General features: G+C 73.1%; 16 protein-coding genes and 1 pseudogene. 7 read left to right on the top strand and 10 right to left on the bottom strand.

Going from position 1 to position 15,799, the window contains the following annotated elements; genetic code table 11:
* Positions 1–85 precede the first annotated feature (85 nt).
* Genes ACFZCY_RS10870 through ACFZCY_RS10860 form a run of 3 tightly spaced genes read left to right on the top strand, consistent with a single transcriptional unit; the run spans position 86 to position 2,965 of the window.
* Entirely contained in the window at positions 86–2,029 is a 1,944-nt protein-coding gene (locus ACFZCY_RS10870; protein ID WP_391171131.1) for a DUF6531 domain-containing protein, read from the top strand.
* A complete protein-coding gene (locus ACFZCY_RS10865) occupies positions 1,995–2,330 on the top strand; it encodes a hypothetical protein (protein WP_391171129.1) in 336 nt (111 codons plus the stop codon). Before ACFZCY_RS10870 ends, ACFZCY_RS10865 begins: the two co-directional genes overlap by 35 nt.
* Before the next feature lie 56 nt (positions 2,331–2,386).
* Positions 2,387–2,965 (top strand): WHG domain-containing protein, encoded by a 579-nt coding sequence (locus tag ACFZCY_RS10860; protein ID WP_391171127.1) that lies wholly within the window; start codon positions 2,387–2,389, stop codon positions 2,963–2,965.
* Positions 2,966–3,002: 37 nt separating this feature from the next.
* On the opposite strand, the gene ACFZCY_RS10855 is transcribed toward ACFZCY_RS10860, so the two are convergent.
* The 8 genes from ACFZCY_RS10855 to gvpO are packed head-to-tail and all read right to left on the bottom strand — an operon-like array spanning position 3,003 to position 6,385.
* Positions 3,003–3,281, bottom strand: coding sequence for a gas vesicle protein GvpK (locus tag ACFZCY_RS10855; protein ID WP_391171124.1), 279 nt, complete (start codon positions 3,279–3,281; stop codon positions 3,003–3,005).
* Positions 3,278–3,502 (bottom strand): gas vesicle protein, encoded by a 225-nt coding sequence (locus ACFZCY_RS10850; protein ID WP_055548419.1) that lies wholly within the window; start codon positions 3,500–3,502, stop codon positions 3,278–3,280. The genes ACFZCY_RS10855 and ACFZCY_RS10850 overlap by 4 nt, the downstream gene beginning before the upstream one ends.
* Positions 3,499–4,254 (bottom strand): GvpL/GvpF family gas vesicle protein, encoded by a 756-nt coding sequence (locus ACFZCY_RS10845; RefSeq protein WP_391171122.1) that lies wholly within the window; start codon positions 4,252–4,254, stop codon positions 3,499–3,501. Before ACFZCY_RS10845 ends, ACFZCY_RS10850 begins: the two co-directional genes overlap by 4 nt.
* Positions 4,251–4,583 (bottom strand): gas vesicle protein GvpJ, encoded by a 333-nt coding sequence (locus ACFZCY_RS10840; RefSeq protein WP_391172117.1) that lies wholly within the window; start codon positions 4,581–4,583, stop codon positions 4,251–4,253. The genes ACFZCY_RS10845 and ACFZCY_RS10840 overlap by 4 nt, the downstream gene beginning before the upstream one ends.
* A 19-nt stretch (positions 4,584–4,602) precedes the next feature.
* A complete protein-coding gene (locus ACFZCY_RS10835) occupies positions 4,603–4,842 on the bottom strand; it encodes a gas vesicle protein GvpG (protein WP_391171119.1) in 240 nt (79 codons plus the stop codon).
* The gene (locus ACFZCY_RS10830; protein WP_391171117.1) at positions 4,830–5,573 is read right to left on the bottom strand and encodes a GvpL/GvpF family gas vesicle protein; all 744 of its coding nucleotides are present in this window, start codon (positions 5,571–5,573) and stop codon (positions 4,830–4,832) included. Before ACFZCY_RS10830 ends, ACFZCY_RS10835 begins: the two co-directional genes overlap by 13 nt.
* 3 nt (positions 5,574–5,576) lie before the next feature.
* Entirely contained in the window at positions 5,577–6,041 is a 465-nt protein-coding gene (gene gvpJ / locus ACFZCY_RS10825) for a gas vesicle protein GvpJ (RefSeq protein WP_391171115.1), read from the bottom strand.
* Between the two features lie 14 nt (positions 6,042–6,055).
* On the bottom strand, positions 6,056–6,385 hold the full coding sequence (gene gvpO, locus ACFZCY_RS10820; protein ID WP_391171113.1) for a gas vesicle protein GvpO: 330 nt from the start codon (positions 6,383–6,385) through the stop codon (positions 6,056–6,058).
* A gap of 233 nt (positions 6,386–6,618) precedes the next feature.
* Here gvpO and mfd point away from each other — a divergent pair, with 233 nt between their 5' ends.
* Positions 6,619–10,155, top strand: coding sequence for a transcription-repair coupling factor (mfd, locus tag ACFZCY_RS10815; RefSeq protein WP_391171111.1), 3,537 nt, complete (start codon positions 6,619–6,621; stop codon positions 10,153–10,155).
* Positions 10,156–10,444: 289 nt separating this feature from the next.
* Here mfd and ACFZCY_RS10810 read toward each other — a convergent pair whose 3' ends face one another.
* Entirely contained in the window at positions 10,445–11,935 is a 1,491-nt protein-coding gene (locus tag ACFZCY_RS10810; RefSeq protein WP_391171109.1) for a helix-turn-helix domain-containing protein, read from the bottom strand.
* A 69-nt stretch (positions 11,936–12,004) separates the two neighbouring features.
* On the opposite strand from ACFZCY_RS10810, the gene ACFZCY_RS10805 reads away from it, so the two are divergent.
* Both ACFZCY_RS10805 and ACFZCY_RS10800 read left to right on the top strand, forming a co-directional pair.
* Positions 12,005–12,517, top strand: a complete 513-nt coding sequence (locus tag ACFZCY_RS10805) for a hypothetical protein (protein WP_391171107.1) — start codon at positions 12,005–12,007, stop codon at positions 12,515–12,517.
* A gap of 119 nt (positions 12,518–12,636) precedes the next feature.
* Positions 12,637–12,969, top strand: a pseudogene (locus ACFZCY_RS10800) (DUF1330 domain-containing protein); the annotation flags it as partial.
* Between the two features lie 46 nt (positions 12,970–13,015).
* Here ACFZCY_RS10800 and ACFZCY_RS10795 read toward each other — a convergent pair.
* Positions 13,016–14,881 (bottom strand): gamma-glutamyltransferase, encoded by a 1,866-nt coding sequence (locus ACFZCY_RS10795; RefSeq protein ID WP_391172115.1) that lies wholly within the window; start codon positions 14,879–14,881, stop codon positions 13,016–13,018.
* A gap of 468 nt (positions 14,882–15,349) precedes the next feature.
* Here ACFZCY_RS10795 and ACFZCY_RS10790 point away from each other — a divergent pair, with 468 nt between their 5' ends.
* The gene (locus tag ACFZCY_RS10790; RefSeq protein ID WP_391171105.1) at positions 15,350–15,742 is read left to right on the top strand and encodes a helix-turn-helix domain-containing protein; all 393 of its coding nucleotides are present in this window, start codon (positions 15,350–15,352) and stop codon (positions 15,740–15,742) included.
* Positions 15,743–15,799 lie beyond the last annotated feature (57 nt).

Genomic DNA, 15,799 nt, shown 5'->3' with positions numbered 1-15,799 from the left:
GTAGCCTCCGCCTCGCCCATCAACCCGGCGAACCTATGCGGTCAGAGCACTAGCCAAGCGGCGTTGTGCGACCGACCCGGTCGACGTGGCATCCGGCGAGATGGTGCTGGGGCAGACCGACATGTCCCTGCCCGGGGTGTTGCCCCTCATCCTGCAACGCACGCACATCTCCAGCTACCGCTATGGGCACTTCTTCGGCCGCAGTTGGGCCTCCACCCTGGATGAGCGCATCGAACTCGATCCGCTCGGCGGAGGCGCGGTCTGGGCCCGTGAGGACGGCTCGCTCCTGGTCTACCCGCGCTTGCCGCGCCCGCAGGACACCGAGCCCGTCATGCCTGTGGAAGGCCCGAGGCTGCCGCTCTCTTTCGGTGGGACCGACAACGCGGATACCAAATACCGCATCACCGAGCCGGACACCGGCCTGACCAGATGGTTCACCGGCAGTCCGTACAACGAGTCCGTCGCCTACTGGCTCACCGACATCGAGGACCGCAATGACAACCTCGTCACCGTCGATCGCCGAGGTGACGGCACCCCGTTAGCCGTCATGCATGACGGCGGCTACCGGGTCCGGCTGACCGTTCAGGACGGGCGTGTGCGCACCCTTGCCCTGGCCGCTACCGGCGGGCCGGTCACCGTCATGACTTACGGTTACGACGAGCAGGGCAACCTGGACGCGGTCACCAACTCCTCCGGTCTCCCGTTGCGGTTCACCTACGACCCGGACGGCCGCATCACCTCCTGGACAGACCGCAACAGCTCCACCTACCGGTACGTGTATGACACGGCGGGTCGTGTTACGGACACAGTCGGCCCCGACGGATACCTCTCCTCGAGCTTCACCTACGACACGGAAGCCCGGACAACCCGCTACACCGACTCCACCGGTGCGGTCACCACCTACCAGCTCAACGAGCACCTGCAGATCATTGCCGAGACCGATCCACTCGGCCACACGGTCCGACAGGAGTGGGACCGTCACGACAACCTGCTCATGCGCGCCGACGACCACGGCCGCACCGCGGTATGGACCTGGGACGAGAACGGAGACCTGCGCGCCGTCCGCATGCCCGACGGCACGGAAGTCACCGCGCATTACAGCGAACTGCATCTGCCTGTCGAGGTAACCGATGCGGATGGGGCGGTGTGGCGCTACGAGTACGACAACCGCGGCAACCATGTCGCGTTGCTCGGGCCGGACGGAGCGACGACGCGCTTCGAGCACGATGCCCACGGAGCGATTCGAGCGATCGTGGATGCCGCGGGCGGCCGTGAGACCTTCACGACCGACGGGGCAGGCATTCCGATCTCCTTGAGCGACGCTCTGGGCACCACCACCACCGTCACCCGGGATGCCTTTGGCCGCCCGGTTGCGGTGACCGACCCGATGGGGGGCGTCACCCTCCTGGAGTGGACCACCGAAGGGTTGTTGCAGCGCAGGGTCGAGCCCGACGGCAGCGAGTGTTCGTGGACGTACGACGCAGAGGGCAACTGCCTCACGGAAACCGACCGGAATGGCGGGGTGACCCGCTACGCGTACACACACTTCGACCAGCCTGTTGCTCGCACGACGCCCGATGGCGCTCGGCATGAATTCGTGTACGACACCGAACTGCGGCTCCTCAGGGTTCTCAACGGGCGGGGCCTGAGCTGGGAGTACGAGTACGACGCGGTCGGCCGTGTTGTCGCGGAGAAGGATTTCGACGGCCGCATCCTCCGCTACACCTACGACATCGCGGGCCGGTCTCTCACTCGCACCAACCCGCTCGGACAGACCATCACCCATCATCTGGACGACGCGGGTCAACTGGTCGCCAAGGACGCGGACGGTGTGCTCACGGAGTACACCTATGGCCGGGCAGGCCGACTGCTCGGAGCTGTATCCCCGGATCCAACGGTTGTTTTCGAGCGTGTAAATCACCTGCTGGGACGGGGCGTTGCCCTGATGCGCCATGAGTTCCCGGCCCAACCCCACTTCCTGACGGGAGACTTCCATGGTCACCGTATCGCCGGACCACACCGCCCCTGAGCCGTTCGATTTCGACCAGGAGGTGCGCGCACTCGTCCTCGGCACCGCACCCCGACTCTTCGCCGGCGTCCAGGAATTCGCCCTGGAGAACGGCTGGCGGGACGCCGAGGTCGCGGCGTGGGGCATGGCGTACCAGGACGGGCACGCGGACGTCACCAGCGTCGACGGGCGGCGGAGGTTCAGCCTGCCCTCGCCCGACCGGGCGACCCGGCACTTCGCGCTGCTGGAGGGCGTGACCGCGCGGTTGGTGTGGCTCGCGCCGCCGCGTGCGGCTGCCTTCGACCCGGCCGGGGCGGCCTGACCGCCAGTTTCTGGCGCTGCTGCCGCTCTTCTGTCTAGCGATGCTAGAATCAAGTCATGTCGGTACAGGAACGCAAGGAGCGCGAACGGGCGAGCCGCGAACGGCTCATCGTGGCGACCGCCCGCGAACTCGCCGAGCAGCAGGGCTGGGACGCGGTCACGACCCGCCGGCTCGCCGAGCGCATCGAATACAGCCAGCCCGTCCTCTACAGCCACTTCCGCGGCAAGCGGGAGATCATCGGTGCCGTCGCCCTCCAGGGCTCCACCGAGCTGGCCGCGGCGGTGCGGGCCGCGACCGCCGCCGTGGACGGCCCGCGCGAGCGGGTTGCCGCACTCGCCCGTGCCTACCTCGACTTCGCGGCCTCCAACCCGGCGGTCTACGACGCCATCTTCCAGCTCGACGGCGGTCTGGCGTACGCACAGGAGGACACCCCGGAACCTCTCAAGGACGCCTTCGCCGCGCTGCTGGAGAGCCTCGGCGAGGTCGCCGGGGACGGCGTCAACCCGGGGCTGTTCACCGAGGTGTTCTGGGCGTCCCTGCACGGGCTGGCGACCCTGACCCGGGCGGGACGGCTGCCGCCGGGGGACGCCGAGCACAGGATGGAGCTGCTGGTGGACCGGCTCGCCGTGGTCTGACCCGCCATCCCGGCTGATCCACGACCCGATGCGCGCCCTAGTCGCGGGGGAGCAGGGTGCCCAGGGGGCCCAGGTCCAGGTTGAGGTCTTCCAGGGTGAGGCCGTGCTGGTCGCACAGCTCGGTCATCCGGCGGTCCAGGTGCATCAGGGTGGTGCCGATGCTGTCGATCTGGTCGTCGGTGAGGCCGCCCGCGTCGATACGGCGCAGGGCCTGGCGTTCCATCAGCTGGCGGAGGAGTTCGACCACGGTCAGGACGAGGGCGACCAGGTCGCGGCCCATCGCGGCGGGGTCGAGGTCGACGCGGGTGTCGGTCACAGCGGGCCGCCGTCGGTCCAGGGGGCGGGGACGCGTTCGTTGACGGAGGACAGCAGGGCGTGCAGGGAGAGCCGGATGAGGGGGACCTCGGCGATGGCGATGACGAGGTCGCCGCTGACGACGACCCCGGTGGCGAGCACCCGGTCGAGGAGGTCGACGAGCGGTACGCCGATCGGGCCGTGGGCCTCGGCGGGGACGGTGCCCCAGGCGGCGGTGGTCATGGGGCGGCCCCGGTGCCGGCGAAGGCGTCGGTGAAGGAGTACGGGGGCCAGGGGCCCGACAGGTCGATCTGGATCGCGGGCTCGTCCCGGCGCAGCGAGGTCAGGGCGGCGCGGAGTTCGCGGGTCCGGGCGGTGTCGAGGAGGTAGGCCGCGTTGAGGATGTGGGCGCGGTCCTTGCCGGTGACCTCGACGCCGTGCGGACGCAGCCGCCGGGTGGCCACGGCGAAGCCGCGTACGACGGCGTCCACGCGCTCGGCGGCCTGGAGGGCGGCGTTCTGGCGCTGTTCGCGGCCCTGGTGGCGGTTGCGGACGCGGTCCAGGTAGGCGCGGCCGGTGTCCACCGCGGCTGTTTCCCGGACGGGCGGGGGAGTGGTGGGGGCGTAGACCTTTACGCCCCATTCCTGGCGGCCCGCGAGCCGGTCCAGGGCGGCCAGGAAGGACGTCTCCTTCTCGCGCAGGGCCTCCCGGATCCGCTCGTCGCTTCGGTAGAGGGTGGCCAGGGGGAGAGGGACGGTCGCGGTAACGGCGGAGACCGCCGTGATCACCTCGTGGTGGGCGCGGGCGCAGCGTTCCAGTTCGGCGCGGTCGGAGAGGCGTCGGCGCAGGGCCTCTTCGGTGTGGTCGGCGGCCGGTACGTCCTGGACGACGGCGGTGAGCGGGCCCGCCGTCAGGATGCGGACGGGGGCGTCGGTGCCGGGCAGGGCCTCGTGCGGGCGGCATACGGCGTAGGCGTAGGTGAGGGTGGGGGTCACGCGCCCTCGCCTCCCCGGGCGGCTCCGGTCAGCTCGGCGGATTCGTAGGACTCCAGCTGCTCGCGCAGCCGCGCGTTCTCCTCGGCGAGCGCGTCCCGCCGGGCGCGTGAGGACAGCGCGGGGTCGGTCTCCCACCAGTCGATCCCGGCCTTGCGGGCGGTGTCGACGGAGGCGACGAACAGCCGCAGCCGGATGGTGAGGAGTTCGATGTCCAGCAGGTCGATCTTGATGTCACCGGCGATGACGATGCCCTTGTCGAGGACGCGTTCCAGGATCTCGGCGAGATCGGACGTGGGCGGGCCGGTGGTCGGGGGCGGGGTGCACAGCAGATCGCGGTCGGTGCGGTGGTCAGCCACGGGGCGTCGTCCCTCGTTCCAGCAGGTCGAGCAGTCGGTCCTCTTCGCGGTCGAACTCCTCCGGGCCGATGGCCCCGGACTCCAGGGCCTCGTTGAGGGCGGCGAGCCGGGCCCGGACCACGGACGGGTGGCAGGTCTCGCGTTCCGCGGCGTCCCGCAGGCACTCCGCGACCCACACCACGCCCCGTACGGGCGCCAGCGGCAGGAGCGCGATCTCGCTCAGCACGCCCATGCGGGCTCCACGAAGCTGTAGCAGGGCAGCGGCCCGGTCAGCCGCAGCTCGACATGGCCGCCGTGCTCGGCCGCCAGCCGCTCCACCACGGTGTGGAAGCGCCGCATCTCGGCCCGGGCGAGGAGGAAGGACGCGTTGAGCACGCACCCCGGCACCTCCGGCCCGGCCACCCGCTCGTCCGCCACCTCCGACAGCTCGGCCAGCACCGCGGCCGCGGTGGCCGTGGCCCGGCGCGTGAGCCCCTGGGCCACGGCCTCGCCGAGCCGCAGGCTGGCCTCGTAGCCCGGGGTGCGGCGGGCGGCCGCGCGCAGCCGGGCGACCTCGGGGTCCTCGCGCACCAGCGACCGCAGATCGCCCTGGGCGGGGACCGCCTTGAGGTTCATCTCGACCCGGCCGTCGACCCGGTGGAGGGCGGCGAGGCAGTCGCCGTGCGAGGACTCCAGCTGGCGGCGCACCACCTCCTCGTCGGGCGCGACCATCCCGAAGCGCATGGGCAGCACCGGCCCGTCCGCCGCGAGGGCGAGCGCCAGTTCCTGGTGGGCGAGGAGGTCGCGCCGCTTGGCGCGCAAGCCGTCCGGGGCGTCGCTGACGACGGCGGCCAGCTCACCGGCGCGCAGCGTGCGCAGCGGGGCGGGGTGCGCGCCGACGCCGGTGCGGCCGGGCGGCAGGACGCGGCGGGCGTGGACGACGCCGTAGACGTACACGCTGCGGGGCGCGGCGGTCTCGGCCATGGGTCAGTCCTCCTCGGAGCGGCGGCGGGTGCGGGGCGCGGCGCCGGTGCGGCGCCGCGGCCGGGACTCCTCTTCCGGTTCGTCCTCGTCACCGCCGCCGACGGCCTGCTTGACCTTCTCCTCCACGGCGCCGACGGCCTTCTTGGCCTTCCGCTTGCCGAGGCCCTGGGCCACCGCCCCCGCCGCGGTGCCGCCCCCGCCGCCCGCGCCGAACAGCTCGGGCACGGTGCGGCTGCTGCGGTCGTATTCGAGGTCCACGCGGTTGCAGGCCTCCGCGAAGCGCAGGTAGGTGTCCACGCTCGCGACCACGACCCGGGCGTCGATCTTCAGGATCTCGATGCCGACCAGGGAGACCCTGATGAACACGTCGATCACCATGCCGCGGTCGAGGATCAGCTCCAGGACGTCGTACAGGGTGCCCGCCCGCGGAACGCAGACGACTTCCTCGGTGTAGGTGGTGGGAGCCATGGTCGGAGGTCCTCTCAGCAGTCGTCGGCCGCACCGCGCCGGTAGCGGCGGACCCTCCGGTACTCGCGCAGCTCGCCCCGCTGGTCGAGGTCCACCTCGTAGGTGGCCAGCAGGCTCGTGGTGTCGGGGATGCGGGAGACCTCCAGCACGTCCACGCTCACCCGCCAGCCGTCCTCGGTCCGCCGCACCGCGGACACCCCCTCGGTGGGGTGGGTGATCAGCGCGGCGAGCCGTTCGCAGGCGTGCCCGGCCGCCTGCTCGGGTCCGGGTTCGGGCTCGCGCTCCCGTTCCCGCGTCCTGCGGCTGGTCTCGGCGCCGGTCGCGCGCCGCTCTCGCTCTGCCATGTGCATCAGTCTGTTCACAGGGCGTGCCGGGCCGCGCGCTGAGTTGGGCCAGATGCGGGCGTGGTGTTACTCCGGGGACGGCCGGGGGCGGCCGGGGGGCGCCGTCACCGTATGACCGGACAAACCGCGCCCGGCGGAGGATGTCGGCGCGGGGCCGTACTCTGGAAGACCCCCGGCCCGTGTGACGTGTCGGGTGATTCGCGTTGTCCGTCTCCGGGATGGAATACCCCTTTATGAGCCTCACCGGTCTGCTCGACGCCGTCGTACGGGACCCCGCGCTCGCCGAGGCGGTGCGCGCTGCCGCCGACGGGAACCGCCCCCATGTGGATCTGGTCGGGCCGCCCGCCGCCCGGCCCTTCGCCGTCGCCGCGCTGGCGCGCTCCGCCGGGCGGCCCGTGCTCGCGGTGACCGCCACCGGCCGGGAGGCCGAGGATCTGGCGGCCGCGCTGCGCTCGCTGCTGCCGCCGGACGGGGTGGTGGAGTACCCGTCGTGGGAGACGCTGCCGCATGAGCGGCTCTCGCCGCGTTCGGACACCGTCGGCCGCAGGCTCGCGGTGCTGCGCCGGCTCGCGCATCCGAGCCCCGACGACCCGGCCGCGGGGCCGGTGTCGGTGGTGGTGGCGCCGGTGCGTTCGGTGCTGCAGCCGCAGGTCAAGGGGCTCGGCGAGCTGGAGCCGGTGAGTCTGCGGGCCGGGCGGAGCGCCGATCTGGAGGAGGTCGTGGACGGGCTCGCGGCCGCCGCGTACTCCCGGGTGGAGCTGGTCGAGAAGCGCGGCGAGTTCGCCGTGCGCGGCGGCATCCTGGATGTCTTTCCGCCGACGGAGGAGCATCCGCTGCGGATCGAGTTCTGGGGCGACGACATCGAGGAGATCCGCTACTTCAAGGTCGCGGACCAGCGGTCCCTGGAGGTCGCCGAGCACGGCCTGTGGGCCCCGCCCTGCCGTGAGCTGCTGCTGACCGACGACGTACGGGAGCGGGCGGCGGCCCTCGCCGAGGAGCACCCGGAGCTGGGCGAGCTGCTGGGCAAGATCGCCGAGGGGATCGCCGTCGAGGGCATGGAGTCCCTGGCGCCGGTGCTGGTCGACGACATGGAGCTGCTGCTGGACGTGATGCCCGCGGGCAGCATGACGGTGGTGTGCGACCCGGAGCGGGTGCGGACCCGGTCGGCGGATCTGGTGGCCACGTCGCAGGAGTTCCTGCAGGCGTCGTGGGCGGCCACGGCGGGTGGCGGGGAGGCGCCGATCGACGTGGGCGCGGCCTCGCTGTGGGGGCTGGCGGACGTCCGGGACCGGGCCCGCGAGCTGGGCATGATGTGGTGGTCGGTGAGCCCCTTCGCGGCCGACGCCGAGCTGGACGAAGACACCCTCGCACTTGGGATGCACGCCCCCGAGACCTACCGCGGCGACACCGCCCGCGCGCTGGCCGACACCAAGGGCTGGCTCGCCGAAGGATGGCGCGCGGTGTACGTGACCGAGGGCCACGGCCCGGCCTCCCGCACCGTCGAGGTGCTGAGCGGCGAGGGGATCGCGGCGCGGCTCGACGCGGAGCTCGGCGAGATCAAGCCGTCCGTGGTGCACGTGGCGTGCGGGTCCATCGACTACGGCTTCGTCGACCCCGGTCTGAAGCTGGCCGTGCTCACCGAGACGGATCTGTCCGGGCAGAAGGCGGCGGGCAAGGACGGGGCGCGGATGCCCGCGCGCCGCCGTAAGACGATCGACCCGCTCACCCTCGAGGCGGGCGACTTCATCGTCCACGAGCAGCACGGCGTGGGCCGCTACATCGAGATGGTGCAGCGCACCGTGCAGGGCGCGACCCGCGAGTATCTGGTCGTCGAGTACGCCCCGGCCAAGCGCGGCCAGCCCGGCGACCGGCTCTACATCCCGACCGACCAGCTGGAGCAGATCACCAAGTACGTGGGCGGCGAGGCCCCCACGCTGCACCGGCTCGGCGGCGCCGACTGGACGAAGACCAAGGCGCGTGCCAAGAAGGCCGTGAAGGAGATCGCGGCCGATCTGATCAAGCTGTACTCGGCCCGGATGGCCGCTCCCGGCCACGCTTTCGGCCCCGATACGCCCTGGCAGCGCGAGCTGGAGGACGCCTTCCCGTACGCGGAGACCCCCGACCAGCTCACCACGATCGGCGAGGTCAAGGAGGACATGGAGAAGTCGGTCCCGATGGACCGGCTGATCTGCGGCGACGTCGGCTACGGCAAGACGGAGATCGCGGTGCGCGCCGCCTTCAAGGCGGTCCAGGACGGCAAGCAGGTCGCGGTGCTGGTGCCGACGACGCTGCTCGTCCAGCAGCACATGGGCACCTTCAGCGAGCGGTACGGGCAGTTCCCGGTCGTGGTCAAGGCGCTGTCCCGGTTCCAGACCGACACCGAGGCGAAGGGCGTCCTGGAGGGCCTGCGGGAGGGCTCGGTCGACGTCGTCATCGGCACCCACCGGCTGTTCTCCTCCGAGACCAAGTTCAAGAACCTGGGCCTGGTCATCGTCGACGAGGAGCAGCGCTTCGGCGTGGAGCACAAGGAGCAGCTGAAGAAGCTCCGGGCCAATGTGGACGTGCTGACCATGTCCGCCACCCCCATCCCGCGCACCCTGGAGATGGCGGTCACCGGCATCCGCGAGATGTCCACGATCACCACCCCGCCGGAGGAGCGCCACCCGGTGCTGACCTTCGTCGGGCCGTACGAGCAGAAGCAGATCGGCGCGGCCATCCGCCGTGAACTGCTGCGCGAGGGCCAGGTCTTCTACATCCACAACCGGGTCGAGTCCATCGACCGGGCCGCGGCCCGGCTCCGCGAGATCGTGCCCGAGGCGCGCATCGCCACCGCCCACGGCCAGATGTCGGAAGGCGCCCTGGAGCAGGTCGTGGTCGACTTCTGGGAGAAGAAGTTCGACGTCCTGGTCTCCACGACGATCGTCGAATCCGGCATCGACATCTCCAACGCCAACACGCTCATCGTCGAGCGCGGCGACAACTTCGGCCTCTCCCAGCTGCACCAGCTGCGCGGCCGGGTCGGGCGGGGCCGCGAGCGCGGATACGCGTACTTCCTCTACCCGCCGGAGAAACCGCTCACCGAGACCGCCCACGAGCGGCTTGCCACCATCGCCCAGCACACCGAGATGGGCGCCGGTATGTATGTGGCGATGAAGGACCTGGAGATCCGCGGCGCGGGCAATCTGCTCGGCGGCGAGCAGTCAGGGCACATCGCGGGCGTCGGCTTCGACCTGTACGTACGGATGGTCGGCGAGGCCGTCGCCGACTACCGGGCCACGCTGGAGGCGGACGGCGGCGAGGTGGAGGAGGCGCCGCTGGAGGTCAAGATCGAGCTCCCGGTCGACGCGCACGTCCCGCACGAGTACGCCCCGGGCGAGCGGCTGCGCCTCCAGGCGTACCGCGCCATCGCCTCGGCCAACAGTGAGGACGACATCCGCGCCGTCCGCGAGGAGCTGACCGACCGCTACGGGCCGCTGCCCGAGCCGGTGGAGAACCTGCTGCTGGTCGCGGGCCTGCGGCTGCTGGCCCGTTCGTGCGGCGTCTCCGACATCACCCTCCAGGGCTCCAACATCCGCTTCGGGCCGGTGGAGCTGCGCGAGTCCCAGGAGCTGCGCCTCAAGCGGCTCTACCAGCGCGCGATCGTCAAGCCCGCCACCCAGCAGGTCCTGGTGCCCCGCCCGGCGACGGCCCGTATCGGCGGAAAGCCGCTGGTCGGGCGGGAACTGCTGGCGTGGACGGGCGAGTTCCTGACCACGATCCTGGGATCGTGACGGGCCTGGAAGGTGGCGGGACTGAAGGGGACGGGCCTGGGAAGGTGACAGCCCTGGAAAGGTGACGGGGCCGGACGCCACGCGACACCCCCGTGGTCGCGCGGCGTCCGTCCCCGGATCGGTGGCGGCCCAGGAGACCGCGGCGCGGGCGGCCCGGCGGGCCGGGCCGGATCGCGGACCTGCGGTCACCCAGGACAGTAGGCGGGGGCAGCGGGGGCGGCGAGGAACGAACTGCACAGTGACGGCGCCGCGCGGTTGCCGTTCGAACGGTGACCGGTGAGCGGGCGGATCAGAGGTCGCCCAACGCCCGCATCGCCAGCCACAGTTCGTACTTCGCGCTCGGCGCGCTCAGCAGCGACCTCCCCAGCACGTCTTCGGCCCTCGTCAGCCGCTTACGGGCCCCGGGCAGCGAGATCCCGAGAGCGGAGGCGGCCGCGGGCAGCCGGGCGTCGGCGCGCAGCCAGGCCCGTACCGTCTCGTGACCCGCCGTCAGCTTCGCCTGCTCCAGCGGCCGCAGCTGCGCCCGCGCCCAGACCGCGGCGGTGGGCGCGGACAGCAGACCGTCCAGGGTGGCCGGGTGCCCGGCCGGGGCCGTGCCGCGGGGCGCCTGGTGCAGCCGCAGCGCCAGCCAGGCGGCGGACTGGGCGGCCAGGCTGTGGCTGACGCCCACGCCGAGCAGCCCGTCGAGGTGGCGCATCCGCGCGGCCAGCGTATTGCGGTGGATCTTGAGGTGGCGGCTGGCGGCGCTGCCGAAGCTGAGCCAGGAGCCGAGGGTGCCGAGGAGTTCCGCCGCGCCGGGGTCGGCGCGACGGGTCGGCACGTACTCCAGGCACGGCGCCAGCAGTTCGCTCGCCCAGACGTGCCCCTCCGGGCTCGCCAGCACCGTCACATCGCTGTGCCCGCCGAAACCGGCGCACCGCTGCGGTGCGTTACGGGCCACCGCCAGGGCGTGGAACGCCTGCTCGTAGCCGACCGGGGCGTCCCGCAGCGCGACCTCCGCGCTCACCCCGACCCGGCACTCCGTCTCCTGCCGGGTGATCAGCCGGTCCAGCGGCTCGCCGTCCGGCGCGACCGGCTCCCCCTGGGCCGGGACCAGCGAGATCAGATGGTTGGGGCGCACCGGACACGGCACCAGCCATGCCCGGCCGCGCACCGAATCGTGGATCCGCGCCGCGATCTCGCGCCGCCGGTCGACCGGGCACTCGATCACATACACCTGGACCACGGCGGGCAGCGCCGGGCGCAGCGCGGCGGCGATCCGCTGCGCCGCGGGCACGCTGCCGACCATGAGCAGATGCAGCACCGCCTCCCGGCTGTACGCCTCGGCCGACTCGACGCGGCGGCGCGCCCGTTCGGCCTCCTCGACCCGCCAGCTCAGGCCGAGGGTGCGGGACGCGTCGGCGAGCAGCAGCCCGCAGCGCGGCGCGGAGGGCGCGACGACCGCCAGATACGGCGCCGGGTCCCGGGTCTCGGTGGGCCCGAGCGAGACCAGGTGCACCGGGCGCGCCTCGCCCCCGCCGAGCACCCCGGACGGCACGCCGCGGCGGTGCAGTTCGACGGCCGCCTCGGCGGCGAGCCGCCGCAGCGACGCGGGCGGCGGCGGGTCGTCCGCCGTGGCCAGCACGGAACCGTCGGCTCCGATGAGCATGGCAGGGCCGCCGGTGCGCCGGGTGAGCCAGTCGAGCATGGCTCGTACCGCCCCGCGCCGGGCGGCGAGCCGGGCGAGGGCGAGCACGTCGTCGGCGCGTTCGGCTCGCGCGTCGGAGGGCGGAGCTGCCATGAACCGCACCTTAGTACGCATACTCCGGCGCTGGTGAGGTCCCTTTCGGTGGCCATTAGGGTCTACGTCGTGTCCGCTGTCATAGCCGCCATGATCACCGCCGTCGTCGGTGTCCTCGGCACGCTCTTCTCGCCCCTGCTGCACCAGCGGTTGACGGCGCGTCAGCGCGCAGAGGAGGCCATTGCCGAGGAGCGGCGACGCGGTTTCGAGGAACGCCGGGCCGCCTACACCGCCATGAACCGCGCCTCCCGGCAGTTCCACACCCTCCTCAAGGACGCGCTGCACCGCATCCGGGACGGCGTCTACACGGACGAGGACCGCGACCGGCTGGAGGAGGCCCGGCGCGACTACCGGGACCAGTACGCCGAGGCGCAGATGATCGTCCCCGAGCGGGTGCTCGCCGCGTCCCGCGACCTGAACACGGTCCTCGCCGGGATCGACGCGATGGCCAAGCGCATCGACCGGGGCGTGGCGCGGGAGGGGGAGACCGCGGCGGTGGCCCTGCTGGAATTGAAGGACGCCGAGCCCCGGCTGGCGGCGATGCGGCGGCTCATGCGGGAGGACCTGGGGCTCACGGACTGACCCACCGTTTCCCGTGCGGCCTTACGTCCGGGGTAATCGACCGTTCCCGGGCGTCCGCGCGAGGGTGGTTCCGCATCGGCGGCCCGACGACGGCCGCCACGAACCCGCCGGGAGGATCCATGACCGCCTATGCCCTGGCCCATCTGCGAGGCCGTAGCCCGCACCCGGACATCGTCACGTACCTGGAGCGCATCCAGGCGACCCTCGATCCCTTCCACGGCCGCTTCCTCATCCACGGCGGCCCGGCGGAGGTCGTGGAGGGCGCGTGGCCGGGCAGCGTGATCCTGATCGAGTTCCCGGATGCGGTGCGGGCCCGGGAGTGGTACGTGTCGCCCGCCTGCCAGGACATCCTGCCGCTGCGGACGGACCACATCGAGGGGGACGTGGTCCTCGTGGAGGGCGTGGGCCGGGACTACGACCCGGCCGAACGCGCCGCCAAGCTCCGCGCGGCGGACGTCGGGTACTCGCCCGGGGACCAGCTCGCCGGTCATGCCGGGCTCAGCGGCCCACCGCGTACCCCTGGGCGCCCCGGGGGTTGGCCCCGGCCAGCAGCACTCCCGTCTCCGGGTCGCGCGCCACCGCGCACAGCCGCCCCTCCGACCAGGCCCCGCCCACCACAACGTCGTGGCCGCGCCGCCGCAGCGCGCGGACCGTGTCCTCACCGGCCCGCGACTCGATCACGACCCGCCCCGCCGTCATCGCGCGGGGGTGGAAGGAGCCGGGGAAGCTCTCCTGGTGCCAGTTGGGCGCGTCGATGGCGCCCTGGAGGTCGAGCCCGGAGCGTACGGCCGCGCCGCGCAGCGCGACATGGAGGAAGAAGTGCAGGCTCCACTGGTCCTGCTGGTCGCCGCCCGGGGTGCCGAAGGCGAGGACCGGGGTGTCGCCGCGCAGCGCGAGCGAGGGGGAGAGGGTGGTGCGCGGGCGGCGCCCGGGGGTCAGGGAGTTGGGCAGGCCCGGGTCCAGCCAGGCCATCTGGAGCCGGGTGCCGAGCGGGAAGCCGAGCGCGGGGATGACGGGGTTGGACTGCAGCCAGCCGCCGCTGGGGGTGGCGGCGACCATGTTGCCCCAGCGGTCGACGATGTCGAGGTGGCAGGTGTCGCCCCGGGTGACGCCGTCCGGGCCGATGGCGGGCTCACCGCCGACGGCCGGTTCCCCGCCGGTGGTCGGCGCGCCGCCGACGGTCGGCTCCCCGCCGCCGGGCCCGGCGGCCGGACCGGTTCCGCCGGACGCCGACCGGGCGACGGCGGCCAGCGCCTGCTCGCTCAGCCGGGGTTCGCGGCCGCCGGGGCGCCCCGGGCGCAGCTCGTACGAGGCGTGCTCGCCCACCAGCGCCCGCCGTTCCTCGGCGTACGGGCGGGAGAGGAGGTCCGCGAGCGGTACGTCGGCGGCGTCCCCGTACCAGGCCTCCCGGTCGGCCATGGCCAGCTTGCCGCCCTCGATGAGGGTGTGCAGCAGGCCGGGCGTGCCGAGGTCGGCGGCGGCCGGCCCGTCCGGCAGCAGGGCGAGTTGCTGGAGGAAGACCGGCCCCTGGCTCCAGGGCCCGGCCTTGCACACGGTCCAGCCGTTCCAGTCGTACCGGGCGGGTTCCTCGTACGTGGCCTCGAAACCGGCGAGGTCGTCGCCGGTGAGGGTGCCCGCGTGGCGTTCCCCGGAGGAGTCCATGGCGGGCCGGGCCGCGGCGGCGGCCAGCTCCTCGGCGACGAAGCCCTCGCGCCACACCCGCCGGGCCGCGTCGATCTGCGCCTCCCGGCCCGGACCGGCCGCCTCCGCCTCGGCGACGATCCGCCGCCAGGTGGCGGCCAACGCGGGGTTGGTGAGCAGCCGCCCGGGGACGGGCGGCCGTCCGCCCGGCAGATACAGCTCGGCGGAGGCCGTCCACTCGGTCTCGAACAGCTCCCGTACGGTCTCGACCGTCTCGCCGATCCGCTCGACCGCGGGGTGGCCGTGCTCGGCGTACCCGATCGCGTAGCGCAGCACCTCGGCGAGGTGCCGCGTGCCGTGGTCGCGCAGCAGCAGCATCCAGGCGTCGAACGCGCCGGGGACGGCCGCGGCCAGCGGCCCGGTGCCGGGCACCAGGTCGAGGCCGAGCCCGGTGTAGTGGTCGATGGTGGCCCCGGCGGGTGCCGGACCCTGCCCGCACAGCACGGTCGGCGGGGAGCCCGCGGGGGCGAGGATCATCGGCACCTCACCGGCGGGCCCGTTCAGATGCGGCTCGACGACCTGCAGGACGAACCCGGCGGCGACGGCCGCGTCGAAGGCGTTGCCGCCGTCCTCCAGGACGGCCATGGCGGACTGCGAGGCCAGCCAGTGCGTGGACGACACCATGCCGTAGGTGCCCTGGAGGGTGGGCCGGGTGGTGAACATGGGGCTCCCTGGAGTGCGGGGAAGAGCGCGGCCGAAGTGCGGCCCAGCATCGCGCACCACCCGCGGACCGGTCCACGGTGCGTCGATCAGACCCCGAGGGGTGTGGCCCATGCCGGGGATCTCCACGAGCCGGGCGCCGGCGATGACCTGGGCCACATGCCGCGGGTGCGGCAGCGGGAGGACCGGTCCGGCGGTGGTCGCGACGACGAGCGTGGGCACCTCGGTCGCGGCGAGGGCGTCGGTGGGCACCAGCCCGTCCAGCACCGCGACCGCGTCCTCGGCCAGATCGGCGAGGCGGTAGGGGGCCTGCTCGTAGGACCAGGTGGAGCGTCCGGTGTCGCGGTGGTCGTGGCGGATGACGCGGTGGTGCTCGGCCAGGGCGTCCACGCTCGAGCCGTCGAGGGTCATTTCGCCGCAGGCAGAGCGGAGTCGGCTGACGGGCGGGCGGGGCGCTTCTACGCTGAGGGGATGAGCAGCCACGAGCCGACACCAGCCCGCGTCATCCCCCTGCGCCCCGTCCCAACGGCCAAGGAGCCACTGTGGCGGGACGTCGTCGGGGACGTGCTGCGGCGGGAGCGGCTGGCGCAGCGGCGCACGCTCAAGGACGTCGCCGACGCGGCGCGGATCTCGATGCCGTACCTCTCCGAGCTGGAGCGGGGCCGCAAGGAGGCTTCGTCGGAAGTCCTCGCGGCCGCCGCTCGCGCCCTCGGCCTGGGGCTGGCCGATCTGCTCGCGCTGGCCCACGGCGAGATCATCCGCCTGACGGCGGCGGGAGCGCGGACGGCCACGGCCGGCGCCGCCGCGCCGCAGGCGCGGCTGACGTCGCATCAGGGCGAGGCCCGGCTGCGGCTCGCCGCCTGAAACCGCCCGAGCCGCCCGAGCCGCCTGAACCGCCCGAGCCGCTCGAGCCGCCCGAGC

Source organism: Streptomyces sp. NPDC007983 (assembly GCF_042958345.1).
Taxonomy (GTDB): Bacteria; Actinomycetota; Actinomycetes; order Streptomycetales; family Streptomycetaceae; genus Streptomyces.
The sequence above is the reverse complement of the archived record's forward strand: the minus strand, read 5'-3'. Positions and strand labels throughout refer to the sequence as shown.

Coding starts and splice junctions, on each gene's coding strand:
- ACFZCY_RS10865 (WP_391171129.1), top strand. CDS start 1,995: ATGGTCACCGTATCGCCGGACCACACCGCCCCTGAGCCGTTCGATTTC.
- ACFZCY_RS10860 (WP_391171127.1), top strand. CDS start 2,387: ATGTCGGTACAGGAACGCAAGGAGCGCGAACGGGCGAGCCGCGAACGG.
- ACFZCY_RS10850 (WP_055548419.1), bottom strand. CDS start 3,502: ATGACCACCGCCGCCTGGGGCACCGTCCCCGCCGAGGCCCACGGCCCG.
- ACFZCY_RS10835 (WP_391171119.1), bottom strand. CDS start 4,842: ATGGGCGTGCTGAGCGAGATCGCGCTCCTGCCGCTGGCGCCCGTACGG.
- ACFZCY_RS10830 (WP_391171117.1), bottom strand. CDS start 5,573: ATGGCCGAGACCGCCGCGCCCCGCAGCGTGTACGTCTACGGCGTCGTC.
- gvpJ (WP_391171115.1), bottom strand. CDS start 6,041: ATGGCTCCCACCACCTACACCGAGGAAGTCGTCTGCGTTCCGCGGGCG.
- gvpO (WP_391171113.1), bottom strand. CDS start 6,385: ATGGCAGAGCGAGAGCGGCGCGCGACCGGCGCCGAGACCAGCCGCAGG.
- mfd (WP_391171111.1), top strand. CDS start 6,619: ATGAGCCTCACCGGTCTGCTCGACGCCGTCGTACGGGACCCCGCGCTC.
- ACFZCY_RS10810 (WP_391171109.1), bottom strand. CDS start 11,935: ATGGCAGCTCCGCCCTCCGACGCGCGAGCCGAACGCGCCGACGACGTG.
- ACFZCY_RS10795 (WP_391172115.1), bottom strand. CDS start 14,881: ATGTTCACCACCCGGCCCACCCTCCAGGGCACCTACGGCATGGTGTCG.
- ACFZCY_RS10790 (WP_391171105.1), top strand. CDS start 15,350: ATGAGCAGCCACGAGCCGACACCAGCCCGCGTCATCCCCCTGCGCCCC.